The organism is Xanthomonas sp. F1 (genome assembly GCF_014199855.1).
In genome coordinates, this window is the sequence record NZ_JACHOK010000009.1 from 17,306 (window position 1) to 35,456 (window position 18,151).

The 18,151-nt window shown below is 69.7% G+C and carries 10 protein-coding genes; 4 read left to right on the forward strand and 6 right to left on the reverse strand.

The genetic code is table 11. The features are described 5' to 3' along the window. The first annotated feature begins 64 nt into the window (after positions 1 to 64). Positions 65 to 2,257 carry a hypothetical protein gene (locus tag GGR71_RS17030; protein ID WP_202405033.1) on the forward strand — a complete coding sequence of 731 codons (2,193 nt, stop codon included), beginning with the start codon at positions 65 to 67 and terminating at the stop codon, positions 2,255 to 2,257. A gap of 412 nt (positions 2,258 to 2,669) precedes the next feature. Here GGR71_RS17030 and proP read toward each other — a convergent pair whose 3' ends face one another. Continuing rightward, positions 2,670 to 4,151, reverse strand: a complete 1,482-nt coding sequence (gene proP / locus GGR71_RS17035; protein WP_160959455.1) for a glycine betaine/L-proline transporter ProP — start codon at positions 4,149 to 4,151, stop codon at positions 2,670 to 2,672. A gap of 638 nt (positions 4,152 to 4,789) precedes the next feature. Between proP and glnE the strand changes: the two genes are divergently transcribed. Then, a complete protein-coding gene (gene glnE, locus GGR71_RS17040; protein ID WP_160959458.1) occupies positions 4,790 to 7,630 on the forward strand; it encodes a bifunctional [glutamate--ammonia ligase]-adenylyl-L-tyrosine phosphorylase/[glutamate--ammonia-ligase] adenylyltransferase in 2,841 nt (946 codons plus the stop codon). A 165-nt stretch (positions 7,631 to 7,795) separates the two neighbouring features. Here the strand turns inward: glnE and GGR71_RS17045 are convergent, their stop codons facing one another. From GGR71_RS17045 to GGR71_RS17060, 4 genes are all read right to left on the reverse strand, one after another. Continuing rightward, on the reverse strand, positions 7,796 to 8,323 hold the full coding sequence (locus GGR71_RS17045; protein WP_160959460.1) for a hypothetical protein: 528 nt from the start codon (positions 8,321 to 8,323) through the stop codon (positions 7,796 to 7,798). Between the two features lie 108 nt (positions 8,324 to 8,431). Beyond that, positions 8,432 to 8,989, reverse strand: coding sequence for a queuosine precursor transporter (locus GGR71_RS17050; protein WP_160959463.1), 558 nt, complete (start codon positions 8,987 to 8,989; stop codon positions 8,432 to 8,434). 1,135 nt (positions 8,990 to 10,124) lie between these two features. Continuing rightward, positions 10,125 to 11,198 carry a glycerophosphodiester phosphodiesterase gene (locus GGR71_RS17055; protein WP_160959721.1) on the reverse strand — a complete coding sequence of 358 codons (1,074 nt, stop codon included), beginning with the start codon at positions 11,196 to 11,198 and terminating at the stop codon, positions 10,125 to 10,127. Positions 11,199 to 11,275: 77 nt separating this feature from the next. Beyond that, positions 11,276 to 13,591 (reverse strand): TonB-dependent receptor, encoded by a 2,316-nt coding sequence (locus GGR71_RS17060; RefSeq protein ID WP_160959466.1) that lies wholly within the window; start codon positions 13,589 to 13,591, stop codon positions 11,276 to 11,278. Positions 13,592 to 14,469: 878 nt separating this feature from the next. Between GGR71_RS17060 and GGR71_RS17065 the strand changes: the two genes are divergently transcribed. Beyond that, entirely contained in the window at positions 14,470 to 16,344 is a 1,875-nt protein-coding gene (locus GGR71_RS17065; RefSeq protein WP_184452158.1) for a S53 family peptidase, read from the forward strand. A gap of 58 nt (positions 16,345 to 16,402) precedes the next feature. On the opposite strand, the gene GGR71_RS17070 is transcribed toward GGR71_RS17065, so the two are convergent. Then, positions 16,403 to 17,374 (reverse strand): ELM1/GtrOC1 family putative glycosyltransferase, encoded by a 972-nt coding sequence (locus tag GGR71_RS17070; RefSeq protein ID WP_160959468.1) that lies wholly within the window; start codon positions 17,372 to 17,374, stop codon positions 16,403 to 16,405. Between the two features lie 127 nt (positions 17,375 to 17,501). Here GGR71_RS17070 and GGR71_RS17075 point away from each other — a divergent pair, with 127 nt between their 5' ends. After that, positions 17,502 to 18,092 carry a malonic semialdehyde reductase gene (locus tag GGR71_RS17075; protein WP_048489355.1) on the forward strand — a complete coding sequence of 197 codons (591 nt, stop codon included), beginning with the start codon at positions 17,502 to 17,504 and terminating at the stop codon, positions 18,090 to 18,092. Positions 18,093 to 18,151 lie beyond the last annotated feature (59 nt).

An 18,151-nucleotide genomic window follows, 5' to 3' on the forward strand; every position in this document is an offset into this window, starting at 1 on the left:
CGCTTTCACGCGGTCGACGCCGTACCGCGGCGATAGTGCGGCGGTGCCGCTCCTCACTCGCCCACTGATTGCCGTCCACGCGCGCTACCGGCGTTTGCCGCGCGGCTGGCGCCTGCTCCTGCGCGGCCTGTTGATCGCCTACCTGCTGTACCTGCTGGCCGGCAACGTGTTCCTCAACACGCCGCTGTTCGACCTGGCCACCAACCGCAAGCCGGAGAAGTTCCGCATGCACACCGGGCCGGCGATCACCGTGCTGCCCGGTTTCATCACCGCCTGGAACCTGCGCATGCGCGGCCACGTGCAGCGCAACGTCTGGCAGGTGCGTGCCGACCGCGCCAGCGCGCGCATCGCGCTGCTGCCGCTGCTGCATCGCGAAGTGCGCCTGCCGTGGATGGAAGCGGTGAACGTGATCGGCGAGATGGATCGCGTCGACGAGATGATCCCGCCGCCACCGCCCAGCGACCAGGGCTGGACGCTGCGCTTCGATGCGATCCACAGCGGCACGCTGCGCCGTGCGCGCTTCGGCGATCTGGCGATCGAGGGCAAGGGCCATGGCACCGTCGGCTTCCTCAAGCAGTTGCGCGGCGGCCCGTCGGAACTGTTCCGCTCGCAAATCGTGTTCGAGGACGCCAGCGTGCGCTACGGCAAGCGCCAGATTGCCGACCAGGCCACGCTGGACGCGCGCTTCTCGTTCCCGCGGCACTACCGCGCGCAGGCGCCGGGGCTGCGCAAGCTGGGCATCACCGACCTGGCGCTGCGCGTGCACGGACGCAGCGTGGCCCTGCGCATCGACACCGCTGGCGACACCACCAAGCTGAGCACCGAACCTGGGCTCGGTCACATTCAGGCCGACCTGCACCTGCTGCGCGGCGCGCTGCAGCCCGGCAGCACGCTCAACTGGCGGGTGCCGCTGCATGCCGGCGTTGGCGCCACTGATCGCGGCGTGCTGGCGCTGCTGCTGGATGTGGAGGGCGAGGACATCCGCGCCCGTGCGCGCCTGCCCGGCCAGGTCGATCCACGCAGCATGCTCGATGCCGACCTGCGCATCGCCGGGCGCCAGGTGCCGTTCGACGACCTGGCGGCTCTGCTGCCGCGCATCTCCGGCCGCGTGCAGGGACGCTGGCATTTCGAATCGTTGAACTGGATCAGCGACCTGCTGGTGCGCAAGCCCTGGTTCCAGCTCGACGGCGGCGGCGACGTTGCCGCCGATCTGAAGTTGCGGCAGGGCGCGCTGCAGCCCGGCAGCCGCCTCGACGTGCCCGACGTGCAGGCGGTGGCGGAGATCATGCGCGTGCGCTTGAGCGGCAAGGCGCAGGCGGCCGGCCGCATCGTCGGCAGCGCCGACCGGCCACGCACGCAACTGGACGTGCGCATGCGCCGCTTCGCGCTGGCGCCGCTGGCCGAGCCCAAGGCGAGTTTCGTCGAAGGCGAGAACCTGCAACTGGACCTACAGGGCGATGGCGCGCTGGCCGCCTTGCGCGATTCGCTGCAGGCGCGGCTGCGCTTTTCCGATGCGCGCGTGCCGGACCTGCGCGCTTACAACCGCTACCTGCCGGCGGCGCAGGTGCGCGTACTCGGTGGCGATGGCCGGCTCAGCGGCGACCTGCGGTTGGACGCGTCCGGCCAGGTCGGGCAGGGTACCGTGCGCGTGCTTGGCCGTCAGGCGCGGCTGCAGACCGCGGGCCTGGAACTGGCCGGCGATCTCGACCTGGACGCGCGCCTGCGGCGCGCCGAACTGCAGGACAAGCGCTTCGATCTGAGCGGCAGCACGCTGCGCCTGCAGGGCGTGCGCTACGGCACCCAGCCCAAGCAAGGCGACTGGTGGGCGACGCTACGCATTCCGCAGGGCCGCATCGCCGCGGCGGCGCCGGTGCAGGCCGATGCGCAGATGCAGATGCAGATGCGCGACGCCGGCCCGGTGCTGGCGGTGTTCGCGCAGCACAGCGATGCGCCGGCCTGGTTGCTGAAGCTGGCCGACGCCGGGCAACTGCAGGCCAGCGGACAGTTGCGTTGGCGCAAGGATGCGCTATGGCTGGATCGGGTCGCGGCGGAGAACGAACGGGTGGCCTTGCGCGCGCGCCTGCGCGTGGGCGATGCCGGCACGCAGGGCGATCTGTATGCGCGCTGGGGCGTGCTCGGCGTGGGCGTGGCCTTGCGCGGCGAACAACGGCAATGGCATCTGCTCGGCGCGCGCGAATGGTACGACAAGCAACCGGCGTGGCTGCCGGAGGCGCCGGCACCGGCGGCATCGCCCTAGCGTACCGGCGAACGCGCCGTGCTACGCGCCCTCGTTCTTGCGTAGTCAAAGGTGAAGCAATGCTTCGTGGCGTAGGTCCGCTGCTTTTCCTATTCCCGTTTTCCCATTCCCAGCAACCAGCAGAATGTACTGCCCGGTATCGTTTTGCACTGCAGCGTGCAATGTTCAAAAAAAGCGCCCAAGATCGCCCTGCATCCCGACGTGGGGGAGGGAGCAAGGCCCGCTAGCAGTTCGCTGCCAGCGGGCTTTTTTATTGCCCTTTTCTGGGTCAGGCCGCTGCAGGCTCTGCGATGGCTTGGCTTGGGGTATCGATATCACGCATCCGTGTCAGTGACGTTGCCGAGTTGCGTTTACTTCGGTGTCTGCGCTGCTCGCGGCGTCTGCGACGCAGCGCGTACAGCCGGCGCTCGCGTCAGGTCGGCATGGCCTGCGACGGCGGTTCCGGCGACGGCGGCAGTTCCGGCCGGGTCGGATCCACGGTCAGCGGCTCGTCGCTGCGCAGCAGCGCGTGCGCCTCGGCTTCGCTGGCCACCGCCGGCGGCGAGCCGCGCAACGGCAGGCCGGCGGTTTCGCGCACGAAGACCATGGTCGCGATGCCCACCACCGCCGCACCCATCAGGTAGTACGCCGGCACCAGCGGATCGCCGGTACGCTCGACCAGCCACGCGGTGACCAGCGGCGTAGTGCCGCCGAACAGCGACACCGACACGTTGAAGGCGATCGACAGCGCGCTGTAGCGCACCGGGGTGTAGAACAGCGCCGGCAAGGTCGACGGCATCGAGCTGGTGAAGCACACCAGCGCCACGCCCAGCAGCATTAGGCCGAGGAAGATCAGCCAGTCGTTGCCGGTGCCGATCAGCAGCAGGCACGGCACCGCCAGCACCAGCAGCGCGATGCACGCGCCGATCACCATCGGCCTGCGCCCCAGGCGATCGCTGAACAAGCCACCGACCACGTTGAGCGGCATCATCACCAGCATCACGATGATGATCAGCAGCAGGCCCTTGCTCTCGGCGTAGCCCATGGTGACGCTCAGATAGCTGGGCATGTAGGTCAGCAGCATGTAGTCGGTGACGTTGAACACCAGCACCAGGCCCACGCACTTCAGCAACTGCGGCCAGTGGATGCGGAACAGCGCACCCAGGCCAGGCGCGTCGTGCTCGCGCTTTTCCGCTTCTTCGGCATAGGCCTGGAACGCCGGCGTTTCCTCCAGTTTCATGCGCATGTACAGACCAAGCAGGCCCAGCGGGCCGGCGATCAGGAACGGCACGCGCCAGCCCCAGTCGCGCATCTGCGCATCGCTCAGCGCCACGTGCAGCGCCGTCACCGTGGCCGCGCCGGCGATGTAGCCGGCCAGCGTGCCGAACTCCAGCCAGCTGCTCATGAAGCCGCGATTGCGGTCGGTGGAGTACTCGGCGATGAAGGTCGCCGCGCCGCCGTACTCGCCGCCGGTGGAAAAGCCCTGCACCAGCCGTGCCACCAGCAACAGGATCGGCGCCCAGATGCCGATGCGCTCGTAGGAGGGGATCAGGCCGATCGAGAACGTGCCCAGCGCCATCAGGATCATGGTCGCGGCCAGCACTTTTTGTCGCCCGTAGCGGTCGCCCAAGGGACCGAACACTAGCCCGCCCAGCGGGCGCACCAGGAACGCGACGGTGAAGGTCGCGAACGTGGCGATCAGCTGTGCGGTCGGGTTGGTGCTGGGGAAGAACACGTGGCCCAGGGTCACGGCGAGGTAGCCGTACACGCCGAAGTCGAACCATTCCATCGCGTTGCCCAGCGCCGCCGCGCCGACGGCCCGTTTGAGCATGGGTTTGTCGACGACGGTGACCTCTTCCACCCGCAGCTGGCGGCGGCGCTTGAACCATCCGAAATGGGCGTGGAACTCCGACATGTCTTCTCCTGTCCTGGAACGGTGAGGTCATGACCCCCGGCCCGCACACGGCAGGGCAACGCAAGACGGAAAGACGCAAGAGGCGCCGCACTGGTCTGCGGGGGGGCACGATCCCGGATGGTCGCGTCAACACCACGGCGCTGCGGGATCGAAGCGACGGAGCAGGCGGCGCGTGATCACGCGAGGCTCCGTCGAGGGGGCACATGATACACCATCGCCCGATTCGGTCGGGCGGCATGGTCCGCGAAACGCGGCGAATATGGTGTGAAACGCTGCGTATTGCGGCGATGTGCGGCAACGCGTGGCGCGTGCGGCGTCGTGTTTGCAACGCCTCGCGAGCGCGGCCGGCACGCGGTGGGCATTGCCCCGGGCGCGCTTGGCGCGTGACTCTGCGTGCAGGCCAATGGCGACGTGTCGCTTTGAGCGGATCTCAGTTGCAATGCGAGCGCGATGCCGAACGCCTTGCATGGTGAAAGGCAGAAGCACCCCGTAGGAGCGGCTTTAGCCGCGACGGGGCGTTACGGGTAATGCCCGTCGCGGCTGAAGCCGCTCCTACGACGTGATGTTGTACGCGACGGGCCGCGAAAAGCCTGCGCGCTTGGATGTGCCTGAACGCCCAGGGATGCCAGAATCGCCCGATGTCCGAAGCGTCCTCCACCGTTCCCGTCGCCCTGCAGCCCACGCTCGATCGCAGCCTGGCGCGCCTGCGCCAGGCCGTGGCCGCGCAGCCATGGCCGTCTTCCCCGGGTTTCGAGGCCACGCTGGCGCGCGCGCTGCTGGCCAGTGATTTCCTGCTCGACACGCTGTGCCGGCAGCCGTCCTTGCTCGCGCATCTGGCGCAGCCGGACCCGCCGCCCTTGCCGCTGCCGCAGTTGGATCCGGCGCAGCCGGCAGCGTGGCCGGCGCAGTTGCGCCGCTACCGCACGGCCGCCTCGGCGCGGCTGGTGTGGCGCGACGTGCTGGGCCTGGACGAGGTCGATGCGACGCTGGCCGGCAGCACGCAGTTGGCCGAGGACTGCCTGGCGCTGGCGCTGCAGGCGCTGGAGGGCGAGTTCGCCGCGCGCCACGGCGTGGTGCGTGCCGCAGACGGCAGCGTGCAGCGGCTGGTGGTGTTCGGCCTGGGCAAGCTCGGCGGCGGCGAACTGAATTTCTCCTCCGACGTGGACCTGGTCTATGCCTACCCGCAGGGCGGCGAGTCCGATGGCGCGCGGGCGCTGGCCGCCGAGGAATACTTCGCGCGGCTCGGCCAGCGCCTGGCGCGGCTGCTCGACGAGACCACCGCCGACGGCTTCGCGCACCGCGTGGACCTGCGCCTGCGCCCGTTCGGCACTGCCGGTCGGGTGGCGCTGTCGTTCGCCGGTATGGACCAGTATTTCCAGCGCGAAGGCCGTGACTGGGAACGCTACGCCTGGCTGAAGGCGCGCGCGGTGGCCGGCGACATCGCCGCCGGCGAGGAGTGGCTGCAGACGCTGCGCCCGTTCGTGTACCGCCGCTATCTCGACTACACCGCGCTGGACGGGCTGCGCGAGATGAAGGCGGCGATCACCGCCGAAGTCGCACGCCACGACCGTCTGGACGACATCAAGCGCGGCGCCGGCGGCATCCGCGAGATCGAGTTCCTGGTGCAGTCGCTGCAGTTGATCCGCGGCGGCCGCGAAGCCGCCTTGCGCGAGCGCCGCCTGTTGCCGGCGCTGCACGCGCTGGTCGCGGCCGGCCAGGTCGCGGCCGAGGACGGCGCGGCGCTGGCGCAGGCCTATCGCTTCCTGCGTCGGGTCGAGAATCGCCTGCAGATGCTGCGCGATGCGCAGACCCATGCGCTGCCGGAAGACCCGCTGGACCGCGCGCGCATCGCCTTCGGCCTCGGCTATGCCGATTGGACCGCATTGCACGCGGCGCTGCAGGTGCAGCGCGACCGCGTCGCCGCCGAGTTCGCCGAACTGCTGGCGCCGCGCGAGCGTGCGTTGGCGCCCGATGCGCTGGCCGACTACTGGCGCGGCCTGCCCGATGGCGGCCAGGCGCAGGTGCTGCGCGCGGCCGGTTTCGCCGACCCTGACGGTGCCGACCAGGCCTTGCGCGGCTTCGTGCAGTCGCTGGGCGTGCGCACCTTGTCCGATGCCGCACGCGCGCGCCTGGACCGGGTGGTGCCGGCGCTGCTGCATGCGGCGGCGCGCTCGGCGCAGGCCGATGCCGCCCTGCACCGCGTGCTCGGCCTGCTGCAGGCGATCCTGCGCCGCGCCAGCTATCTGGCTCTGCTCGACGAACAGCCCAGCGCGCTGGCGCGGCTGGTCGACGTGCTGGCGCGCAGCGCGTTCCTGTCCGAGCGGCTGGCCGCGCACCCGCTGTTGCTGGACGAACTGCTCGACAGCCGCGTCGACGGCCCGATGCCGGACCAGGTCGCGATGCAGCGGCTGTGCGATGCCGCGGTCGCCGCCGCCGGCGACGATCCGGAAGCGGCCCTGCGCGGCCTCAACGAAGCGCGCCAGGCGCTGAGTTTCCGCATCGCCCTGGCCACGCTGGACCGACGCCAGCCCGCGCTCGACAGCGCCCGCCAACTGGCGCAGCTGGCCGAGGCGGTGGTCGTGACCGTGCTGCGCCTGGCCCGCACCGAGCTGGTCGCCGCGCACGGTGAGGTGCCCGGCGGCAGTTTCGCCATCGTCGGCTACGGCAGCCTCGGCGGCGTGGAGCTGGGCATCGGCTCGGACCTGGATCTGGTGTTCCTGTACGACCACCCGCCGGGCGTGGAAGCGTCGGTCGGACCGCGACCACTGGAAAGCGGGCGCTGGTTCGCGCGGCTGGCGCAGAAGGTGATCGCCCTGCTCGGCGCGGTCACCGGCGGCGGCCGCCTGTACGACATCGACGTACGCCTGCGCCCGGACGGCGGCAAGGGCGCGCTGGTGTCGTCGCTGGCCAGCTACCGCGAGTACCAGCGCGACCGCGCCTGGACCTGGGAGCACCAGGCGCTGGTGCGCGCGCGCGGCGTGGCCGGCGACGCGGCGCTGCTGCAGCAGTTCGAGCAGGTGCGCGCGCAGACCCTGGCGCGCCCGCGCGAGGCCGCCGCGCTGCGCGAGGAAGTGCGCAAGATGCGCGCGCGCATGCGCGCCGAACTAGACCGCAGCGATGCCGCGCGCTTCGACCTCAAGCAGGGCGCCGGCGGCCTGGTCGACCTGGAATTCCTGGTGCAGGCCGGCGTGCTGCTCGGCGCCGCGCAGCAGCCGGCGCTGCTGGCGCCGCGCGACACCCCGGCGCTGCTCGACGCGCTGGCGCACAGCGGCTGGCTGGCGCCGTCCATCGCCGCGAGCCTGCATGCGGCGCATGCCACGCTGGTGGAGGCCGGCCTGGCCTGCACACTGGACCGGCGTCCGCGCCTGACCGCGCCCACGGCCGAGATCGCCGCGGCGCGTGCGGCGATCCGCGGGGCTGCCGCCGCGCTGGACCTGGTGTTCGTCGATGGCCGCGCCAGTGGCGACGTGGCGCCGTAGCGCCGCGCGTGGCGCTGGCGGAACGTGTAGGAGCGGCTTCAGCCGCGAGGGGCTTTACCAGGAAAGCCTCTCGCGGCTGAAGCCGCTCCTACGAGGTGATGACCCTGAAGCTCGTCGGCTGGCTGCCTGGGCATGCTGTCCGGGCTGCGACCTGAGGCGCGCCGGCTACACGCTGACGTACTGCGACTGGAACCAGGCCTTGTCGGGATCGGTGTCCACCACCTGATCCGGATCCACCCCGAACAATGCCTGGTAGGCGTGCTTCCACAGGCCGGCGCGACCGGCGCACAGGTCGTGCCACAGCGCATGGAAGGTCACGGAGTCGAACACCCGCACCAGGTCCACGACCTGCTCGAGGTAGGCCTGGAACAGGTAGACCCGGTCGCCGGCGACCAGGATGTTGACGTTGTGGATCAACGGCGATGGATCGCCCAGCAGCACGATGTTGACGAAGTCGCCGTCGGCGAAGCTCGGCAATGCCGCGTCCGCCAGGTACGGTGTGGTGCGCAAGGGCCGGTCGCGCCGCAGCAGCACCATTTCCAGCATCAGCGGGGCGAAGGTGTTGCAGGACCATTCCGGGTCGGAGACGGCGGGCGTGGTCAACGTGGCCAGGGCCATGCCGGGCGGCGACATCTGCGCCAGGGTGGCGTTGAGCGCGCTGAGTGCGAGGGTGGAGGTGACATCGTGCGGCATGGGCGTGGTCTCGTCGCAGGCGCGGCGCACGGGACGCGCGCCGCCGATGGCCTGTTCAACGTCTGTCGCGGCCGCTTGTGAAGCCGCCCTCCCCCAGAGGCGTCGCCGTCAGCGCGTCGGCGCCATCCGCCACAGCAGCGCGCGGAACGGCGCCAGCAGGCACACGCCGATGCCCAGCTTCACCGCCAGGTCGCCAGCGGCCCAGCTCAGCCAGGGCAGCGTCGAGCCGGCGAAGGCGATCGACCAGAAGATCGTGGTGTCCAGGGTCGCGCTGCAGGTGGTGGCGACGATCGGCGCGCGCCACCAGCGCCCGCGGCGCAGCCGATCGAACACGGTGATGTCGAGCAACTGTGCGGCGATGAAGGCCAGGCAGGAGGCCGCGGCGATGCGCGGGGTGGCGATCCAGATCGACAGCAGCACCGCCAGCGCGAAGCCGCACCAGGCCACCCGCCGCGCCGCGCGCGGGCCGAAGCGGCGGTTGATCAGGTTGCTGACCAGGAATGCCACCGGATAGCTGAAGGCACCCCAGGTCAACCAGTCGTTGATCGGAAACTGCACCAGCACGTTCGACAGCAATACCACCGCACCCATCGCCAGCACGGACAGCAGCAGCGCGCGCGGGGTCAGCGCGGCGAAGGTGGGCGAGGGAGCGGCGACGGAGGGCACGGCGATCTGGGGCAGGGCGGGGCGCGCATTATCGCGGCCTGGACGCGCCGTGACCATGTCGAGCGTGTGGACGATATCCACGCACATGTGCGTTGTAGGAGCGGCCTCAGCCACGACAGGGCGTTCCCCGATCTCGCGTGGTCGCGGCTGAAGCCGCTCCTACCCTGGGGAAGCCCGCGATGGGACCGCTGTTGCGATTCGCCAATTCCCACTCCCGGCTTCACCGTACCGGCGCTGCCGGAGGCTGCACTGTGGGAGGGACTTCAGTCCCGACCCGATGATGCATCCGCTTTGCGCGGCGCGCGTCCCCGCCCTTCACGCGTCGCGGCTGAAGCCGCTCCCACAAGTGGAACCCCCGCGATGCGAACCGCTTTTGCGATTCTCCACTCCCAGCTTCACCGCGGCAGAAGCCGTGCCGACGGAAGCAACTCCGCGACGGGAATCGCTCCTACGACGGTGCTGGATACTCGCGTAGCTGTCGGATGAAAGCGGCCGCACTGTGGGAGGGACTTCAGTCCCGACCCGATGATGCATCCGCTTTGCGCGGCGCGCGTCCCCGCCCTTCACGCGTCGCGGCTGAAGCCGCTCCCACAAGTGGAACTCCGCGATGCGAACCGCTTTTGCGATTCTCCACTCCCGGCTTCACCGCGGCAGAAGCCGTGCCGACGAAAGCAACTCCGCGACGGGAATCGCTCCTAAGACGGTGCTGGATACTCGCGCAGCTGTCGGATGAAAGCGGCCGCACTGTGGGAGGGACTTCAGTCCCGACCCGGTGATGCATCCGCTTCGCACTGCGCTTTCCCCCACCTCCACGCGTCGCGGCTGAAGCCGCTCCCACAAGTGGAACTCCGCGATGCGAACCGCTTTTGCGATTCTCCACTCCCGGCTTCACCGCGGCAGAAGCCGTGCCGACGGAAGCAACTCCGCGACGGGAATCGCTCCTACGACGGTGCTGGATACTCGCGCAGCTGTCGGATGAAAGCGGCCGCACTGTGGGAGGGACTTCAGTCCCGACCCGGTGATGCATCCGCTTTGCACGGCGCGCGTCCCCGCCCTTCACGCGTCGCGGCTGAAGCCGCTCCCACAAGTGGAACTCCGCGATGCGAACCGCTTTTGCGATTCTCCACTCCCGGCCTCAGCGCGCCGGCGCCGCCGTCCCATCCACCGCCGCGCGGCCCACCGCCGGGTCGTCGGTGAAGAAGCCATCGATGCCGGCGGCGATCAGTGCGCGCATTTCGGTAATGCTGCCGGCGGCATTCACCGCGGCCGGGCCGCGTGCGTCCTGCAACTGCTTGGGCAGGAAATAATTCTCGGGCCGGAAGGTGTACGGAATCACCTGCAGGCCGGCCGCATGCGCATCGGCAACGAAGGCGGTAGGCGCAGCCAGCGCGCCGTCGCCGGTCACCGGCACGATCGCGCGCAGATTCGGGCTGACCAGTTGCGCGTACTTGGCGATCGCGCGCAGGCCCTGCGCGCTGCCCATCTGCGCGTAGGTCGGGCCGTCGCGCAATTGGTCGCCCGGGCGCTCCTTGAGGGCGCCCAGCAACTGCACCAGGCGCACGTTCGGATGGGTGCCGCCGAGTTTGCCGTGCAGATACTCGAGGTTGCCGATCTCGAACGACTGGATCACCACCGGCGCCTTGCGCGTATAGGCATGCGCATCGAGCGTGGCGACCAGCTTGTCTTCCATCGCCAGGCCCAGCCCGCGGAAGTAGGTGCCGTGCTTGATCTCCGGGATCAGCCCGATCGGGCGCCCGCGCGTGGCCGATTCGGCCGCGGTGAAGTCGATGATCTCGTCCAGCGTCGGCACCTGGAACTGCCCGTCGAACGCGGTGCCGCGCAGTTGCGGCAGGCGCTCGCGCGCGCGCAGGGTCTTCAGCTCGGCCAGGGTGAAGTCTTCGGTGAACCAGCCTTCCACGCGCTGTCCGTCGATCTGCTTGACGGTCTTGCGCGCGGCGAACTCCGGATGCGCGGCCACGTCGGTGGTGCCGCCGATCTCGTTCTCGTGGCGCGCCACCAGCACGCCGTCCTTGGTCGAGACCAGGTCCGGCTCGATGAAGTCGGCGCCGTCGGCGATGGCCTTGGCGTAGGACGCCAGGGTGTGTTCGGGGCGCAACGCGCTGGCGCCGCGGTGGCCGATCACCAGCGGCTTGCTCTCGCCCGGGGCGGCGGCCGGTGCGGCCGCCGCGGTGGTCGCCAACACGGCCATCGCGCATCCCAACAACCAGGGTGTGGAGCGGATCATCGCATGCGTTCCGGTTCGAGGGGCGGACAGGATGGACGCGCTCAGAAGCGCGCGTCCAGGGTCAGGAACGCCTGCCGCGGCGCGCTGGCGTGGAAGGCCAGCGAACGGCCGTTGGGGTCGCTGTTGCTGAAGGCGGTGAGGTTGGAGGCGTAGCGCTTGTCGGTGAGGTTGGTGACGTTCAACGATAGCTTCAGATCCCGCAGGAACGACACCGCCCCGAAGTCGTAGCCGGCGCCGGCATCGAAGGAGGTATAGCCGCCGAAGCCCTGGTCGTTGGTGTAGGTGTAGTAGCGCTGGCCGGTGTACTTGCCGCGCAGGTTGGCGTTCCAGCCGTTCCAGGTCCAGCTGAGTTCGCTGGCGAACATGCGCTTGGGCGTGTCCACGGTGGACTTGCCGGCGGTGGGGATGACCACGCCGTTCTGCACGTAGTTGTCGTCGTAGGTGGAGCGGTTGATCGAGGCCGAGTTGTACCACTGCAGGTGCGCGGTCGGCTTCCAGATGAAGGTCAGCTCGCCGCCGCGGCTGCTCACCGAGCCGACGTTGAAGAAGCGCGTGGTGCACGCCGGGCTGGTGCCCTGCTGGATGCTCGGGCACGGGTTGAGCGAGAGCAGGCGGTTGTCGAAGGTGACGTCGTAGCCGACCAGCGAGGCCTCGAACTGGTCGCGCACCAGGCGGTAGCCGGCTTCGAAGGTCTTGGACTTCTCCGGCTGCAGCGCGCCGACGCTGGCGTCGAACGAGGCCTGGGTCACCAGCAGCGGGCCGCCGGCGCCGCCGCCCTGGAACGCGGCGATGTTCTCGGCGTAGGAGGCGAACACTTCCTGGCCCTCGGCCAGGCGGTAGCTCAGGCCGGCCTGCGGCAGCAGCGCCTTGCTGGCCTTCAGCTCGCCATTGGCCACCGGCGCTTCCACCGCGATCCCCGGAGTCTCGCGCGCGGTCATGGTGGTGTGCGGGCTCTTGGCGCCGATGTCCAGCGTCAGGCGCTCGTCGAGCAGCTTGAAGGTGCCCTGCACGTAGGCCTGCTTGGTGGTGATGACGTAGTCCTGCGAGAACAGCCGGCGGTTCGGGTTGCTGAGGAAGATGTCGTCGTCGATCGGGCCGTCGATCCAGTAGAAGTTGCGCTCCACGTGGTGCTTGTTGCGCTCGTACCACACGCCCGCTTCCAGGTGGTGCGGGCCGATGTCCCAGCCCAGCGAGGCGATGCCGCCGGTGCGGTTGATGGTGTAGTTGGTGCTGCGGATCGAGATCGGCAACGCCTGCGGCGTGCCCGGGTAGGACGGCTGGCCCGGCGACCACCAGTGGCCCTGGCCTTCGTTCTCGTGGTGGTAGACCTGAGTGTGCACGCTCACCGCATCGGACGGCTGGAAGTCGCCGGCCAGGTAGTACAGATCGTCGTTGCGCAGCGCGCGGCTCTGGTAGTAGGCGTCGTCGATGTTGTCCACGCCGCCGCTGTAGCCGCAGCGGCTGGGGTTGCGCGTGGCCGGTGCGCAGTAGGCGGCGGCCAGCGCGCGCTGCCAGTCCGGCGCATACAGGTTCCAGTCCCAGCCCAGGCCGCGGTGCAGGCCGCTCTTGGAGAGATAGGCGTAGTCGGCCTGCGAGGTGCGCGAGGTATCGACGAAGGCGGTGATCTTGCCGCCCTCGAATTGGTACACGCCCTTGCCGTTGAACTGCGCCGTGTGGGTCGGCGAGCCCGGCGGCGCCCACATGTCGGCGTCGGCGTAGATGCCGGACAGGTAGGCGGAGAAGCCGTTGTGCTCGCCGGTATCCAGGCGCAGGTAGGTGCGGCGGTTGTTGTCCGAGCCCATGGTCTGCGCCAGGCGCACGCCGACTTCGGTGGACGGATCGTCGGAGTAGTACTGCACCGTGCCGCCGAGGTTGCTGGTGGAGGCGGTGCCCAGGCTGCCGATACCCGAGGCCAGCTCCACGCCGCCGAAGTTCTCGGCGATCAGCGCGCGGCTGATGTTCAGGCCGTTGTAGTTGCCGTAGGCGTTGTCGCCCAGCGGCAGACCGTCGAGGGTGTAGCCCAGGCGCACGCCGTTGAAGCCGCGCAGGCTGATGGTCTGCGATTCCTCGTTGGCGCCGAAGGCGTCGTTCGACTGCACGTTGACGCCGGGGATGCGGTTGAGCAGCTTCTGGATGCTGGTGCCCGGCGGCAGTACCGCCACGTCCTGCGTAGTGATGCGCTGCACCTGGCGGGTCTCGCCCTGTCCGATCACCGACACCGCATCGAGTTGCTGCACGTCGGACGCGGCACTCTCGGCGGCGGCAGGCTCCGCGGCGGCAGGCTCCGCGGCGGTGGCGGCGAAGGGCGACAACAGGGCGGCGAGGATCGCCGTGCTCAGCAGGGAATGGAGAGGCATGCGCAGGGGGAGTCGTAAAGGAAGTGCGCACACGATGCGACAGCCACGTTGCAGGTTGGCGTCATCCGCGTTGCGTTTGTCATGCAGCGGTCCTGTGGCGTGGCATCCGTGTCGCGACCGTAGCCCGCCATGGCCACAGGCACGCCATCGTGCGCCATGGTGGAAGACGCGGCGTTGCATCGCGTGCATCGACATCAACTCGATACAGAGTGTCGTCGATTGCCATGCGTGGCGTGTGGTGAACACATGTAAGCGTGTGTGTCGGAAACACGGCGAAACATGCTGTTTCCAAAGTCGAAAACGGAGTCGGCCGTCAAAGTTTTGTAGTGTGTTCCTCCTCAATGATCACGCCTCGCCCAAGCCCGACGACGTGCCGATGCGTGCAGACATGAGCAGGAAGCGCAGTGCACTCGCGTCGCTCGGAGCGTCGTTTGCGTGCGCTGTTGGGTCCTCGCCTCGACAGGTCTGCGCGCGCAGCGAACCCCGTACCCTTACCCCAACCCCTCTCCCGGTGGGAGAGGGGCTGCGCGCTTCCCTTCTCCCCCCGGGAGAAGGTGCCCCGCAGGGGCGGATGAGGGTATGGGCGCAGCCTCGCTGCAACGAATCACGCGTGCGCAGCGCGCGCCGTACCCTCACCCCAACCCCTCTCCCGGTGGGAGAGGGGCTACACGCTTCCCTTCTCCCCTCGGGAGAAGGTGCCGCGCAGGGGCGGATGAGGGTACGGGCGCAGCCTCGCAACGCCGGATCAACACGAGCGCTGCGCGCTCCGCACCCTCACCCTCATCCCAACCCCTCTCCCGAGGTGAGAGGGGCTATCGCGTTCCCACCGCGAGGCCACTACGGCCTCGTCCACTCGCTCTACCCCCGGAGAGACGCCCATGCTTGATCGCATCCGCCGTCGGCCCTTGCTGGCTGCCGTGTTGTCCGCTTCCCTGCTGTGCGCGCTCGGCACCGCCAATGCAGTGCCCGACGCCTCCATCGCGGCAATGACCGCAACGCTGCGCGCCGCCCCCGTCAATTTCGACGTGCACCTGCCGTTGCGCGATCAGGCCGGGCTGGACGCGCTGCTGGCCGATATCCAGGATCCGGTCTCGCCGCAGTACCACCACTGGCTGACGCCTGCCGAATTCCAGCGCCGCTTCGCCCCGGCGCCGGCGCAGGTCGCGCAGGTGCGTGCCGCGCTGCAGGCCGCGCACATGAATGTCACCGAGCAGGGCGCCACGCTGCATGTCAGCGCGAGCGCGAACAACGTCGAACAGCTGTTCGCGGTACCGCTGACGGCCGAAGTGCAGCAGGGCAGCCAGGCACGCCTCGCCGCCACCGCACCCTTGCAACTGCCGGCCGCGCTGCGCGACACCGGCGCGACCGTGACCGGCCTGACCCGCGGTGCGCCGCCGATGCACGTCAACTGGCAGCGCGCGTCCACCAAGAATCCCGCGAACCGCTACGGCGCCGGCGGCACCACTTATTGGTACAACGACCTCAAGCAGGCCTACGGCTATCCGTCCTACCAGGCCACGACCGGCGCGGCCGGGCAGCAGCGCCGGCTCGACGGCACCGGCAGCACCATCGCCATCCTGATCAGCAGCGACGTACTGGATTCGGACATCAAGGCGATGTTCGACCACGAAAACTTCAGCCGCTACGCCTCCAGCCACGCCGACCCGACCCTGTACGCGCGCCACTACGTGGCCGGTGCCAAGCCGGGCCTGCAGGACGGCAACGACGCCGCGGCGGGCGAGGCCGCGCTCGATGTGGAGATGGCGCTGGGCGGCGCGCCGGGCGCGCGCGTGCTGCTGTACGTGATCCCGGACCTGAGCGATGCCTCGGTGCTGGCCGGCTACCGGCAGATCGTGCAGGACAACCAGGCCGACGTGGTCAGCTCCTCGTTCGGCGGCTGCGAGCTGTACTACACCGCGGCCTACAACGGCGGCAAGGACTTCACTTCGCTGCTGCGTCCCTACGATGCGGTGTTCAAGCAGGGCAACGCGCAGGGCATCACCTTCGTCGCTTCCAGCGGCGACAACGCCGGCCTAGACTGCGCCGACACGCAGTACGCGGTCGACCACAAGGACGGCCGCTTCGTCGCCGGCGTCGAGCATCCGGCGGCCAGCCCGCACGTGACCGCGGTCGGCGGCGGCAACCTGCTCACCGCGTACAAGAAGGGCAGCCTGGAGTCGGGCTACAAGAGCGAAAGCGCCTATGGCGACCCGCTGGAGACCGCCGACTACTACGGCTTCGGCGCGAACCTGGCCGGCGGCTATTGGGGGGCCGGCGGCGGCGTCAGCACGCTGTTCCAGCGTCCGGCCTACCAGTTGCGTGCGCTCGGCGGGACGCGCACCTCCATGCGCGCGCTGCCGGACATCGGCATGCTGGTCGGCGGCTGCCCGGGGATTGCGACGCAGCCGTGCCGCGAGGGCGACAGCTCGGTGGCCACCTACTTCAAGGGCGGCATCGAGGCGGTGATCGGTACCAGCGTCGCCGCGCCGGAGTTCGCCAGCGCGGTCGCGCTGCTGGTGGAGAAGCAGGGCCGCCAGGGCAATCTCAACGACTACCTGTACCGCCTGGCCGCCAATGGCCCGGAGGCGCTGCATCGCGGCATCCCGGGCTACAACGGCGTGGTCGACAACAACCAGCCGATCAAGGGCAAGTACAACTACACGGTGGGCCTGGGCACGCCGGTGGTGCGCTTGCTGATCGGTGCGCTGGATGCGGCGCCGGCCGGCGTGCCGCGTTCGCCGAGCAATCCGTAACGCGTTGGGCCCGGTCTCCGCGTCGGCGTCGTGGCAGCGACGCTGGCGCGGCGGCCGATCAGGCCAGGGCCAAACGGTCGCGGATCAGCGCGGCCACGCGCGCGGTTTCGCGCAGCGGTTCGATGCCGGTGGCGTGCACGTCGCGGGCATTCTTTACCGGAAGCAAGCGGCCGCGCGCCTGCAAGGCGCGATGGAAATCCAGCGCGCGGCCACGCGCCGTCTCCGGCATCAGCACCTGCACCGGCACGCGCGTGGCGCAGGCTTCCGACAGCAAATTCACCGAATCCGGCGTGCACACGAGGCGCTCGGCCCAGCCGAGCAGGCCGGCGTAGGGATTGGCGCCATCGTCCGCGCCGCACCACACAACGCCCGGCACATCGGCGAACGTGCGACGCAGGGCCGCAGCCACCGCAGGTGGCGTGCGTCGCGATGCGCTGGCGAGGACGCTGCCACCGTGCGTGCGCACTTGCGCGGCGATGTCGGCGAAAGCGTCCTGCGCCTGCGCCTCGCTCCAAGGCGCCATCCCGGACGGACCGCCGACCAGCAGCCCGACGCGCGGCGAGGGCAATGCGCCCAACGCAGGAAACGCCGCGCGCCCGGCGGCCAGCCACGCGTCGTCGATGGGATGCAGGCTGCCGAGCAGGGTCAGCACGTTGGCGCCGCGCAAGCGATCGTGCGCCGGCACCACCACCACATCCCAGTGCCGTGGGTCCAGCCGCGGATCCAGGAGTTGCACCACCTGGCTGCCGCGCGCGCGCAGCAACCGCGTCGCCAGCGCCGCCTGGCGGCCGCAACCCACGGCCAGCCGCGGCGGTTGCCGCAGCGCTTCAGTGAAGGCCGCGCCGTAGGCATGCTGCGCGCCGGGGAGCCAGCGCGGCGCCAGCCAGCGCCAGGGCATGTGCGGCTGCAGCAACTGCGCATGGATCGGTGTCGCGGCCGGAATAGCCAACGCGGCGGCCAGCGCCTCGGCCTGGCGGGCGTTGCCGGCGCGGCCATCGCTAATCGCCCAGGTCGCGTCCGATCGTTTCACGTTTGGTAGTAATCCGTTGCATCGCGGCCGGGTGTTGCGACAATCGCGCCACTCTACACTGGCCGCCTCGCATCGGGACGGCCCCACCGGCATCCTGGCGCTTCCCTCGATCAAGGAATTTCCCCGCATGTCCGACGCCTTGCACGACGCCGCCCTCGACCAGTTGTTCCGTACCGCCCGCACCCAGAACGCGTTCCTGGACAAGCCGGTCGGCGAAGACACCCTGCGCGCCCTGTACGACCTGGTGAAGTGGGGCCCGACCGCGGCCAACGGCAGCCCGGCGCGCTTCGTCTTCGTCACCTCCCCGCAGGCCAAGGAAAAGCTCAAGCCGGCCCTGTCCGAGGGCAACCAGGCCAAGACCCTGGCCGCGCCGGTGACGGTGATCGTCGCCCACGACGAGGACTTCCACGAAAAGCTGCCGTATTTGTTCCCGCACACCGACGCCAAGAGCTGGTTCGACGGCCCGCGCGAAGGCCGCAGCGAAGGCGCCTTCCGCAACGGCTCGCTGCAGGGCGCCTACCTGATCCTGGCCGCGCGCGCGCTTGGCCTGGATGCCGGCCCCATGTCCGGCTTCGACAACGCCAAGGTCGATGCCGCGTTCTTCGCAGGCACTGCGATCAAATCCAACTTCCTGGTCAACCTCGGCTACGGCGATCCCAGCGGGCTGTTTCCGCGCCTGCCGCGGCTGAGTTTCGACGAGGCCGCGCGCATCGAGTGAGCGCGCGCGTTCCGCTTCCGTGTCCCACCGCAGGCCCGCGCCTGCCGCAGTTTCGTCCC

Bases quoted from the DNA above. Each gene is read 5' to 3' on its own strand.
- GGR71_RS17075 (WP_048489355.1), top strand. From the start codon at position 17,502: ATGTCCGACGCCTTGCACGACGCCGCCCTCGACCAGTTGTTCCGTACC.
- GGR71_RS17045 (WP_160959460.1), bottom strand. From the start codon at position 8,323: ATGCCGCACGATGTCACCTCCACCCTCGCACTCAGCGCGCTCAACGCC.
- GGR71_RS17055 (WP_160959721.1), bottom strand. From the start codon at position 11,198: ATGGCCGTGTTGGCGACCACCGCGGCGGCCGCACCGGCCGCCGCCCCG.
- GGR71_RS17065 (WP_184452158.1), top strand. From the start codon at position 14,470: ATGCTTGATCGCATCCGCCGTCGGCCCTTGCTGGCTGCCGTGTTGTCC.
- glnE (WP_160959458.1), top strand. From the start codon at position 4,790: ATGTCCGAAGCGTCCTCCACCGTTCCCGTCGCCCTGCAGCCCACGCTC.
- GGR71_RS17060 (WP_160959466.1), bottom strand. From the start codon at position 13,591: ATGCCTCTCCATTCCCTGCTGAGCACGGCGATCCTCGCCGCCCTGTTG.
- proP (WP_160959455.1), bottom strand. From the start codon at position 4,151: ATGTCGGAGTTCCACGCCCATTTCGGATGGTTCAAGCGCCGCCGCCAG.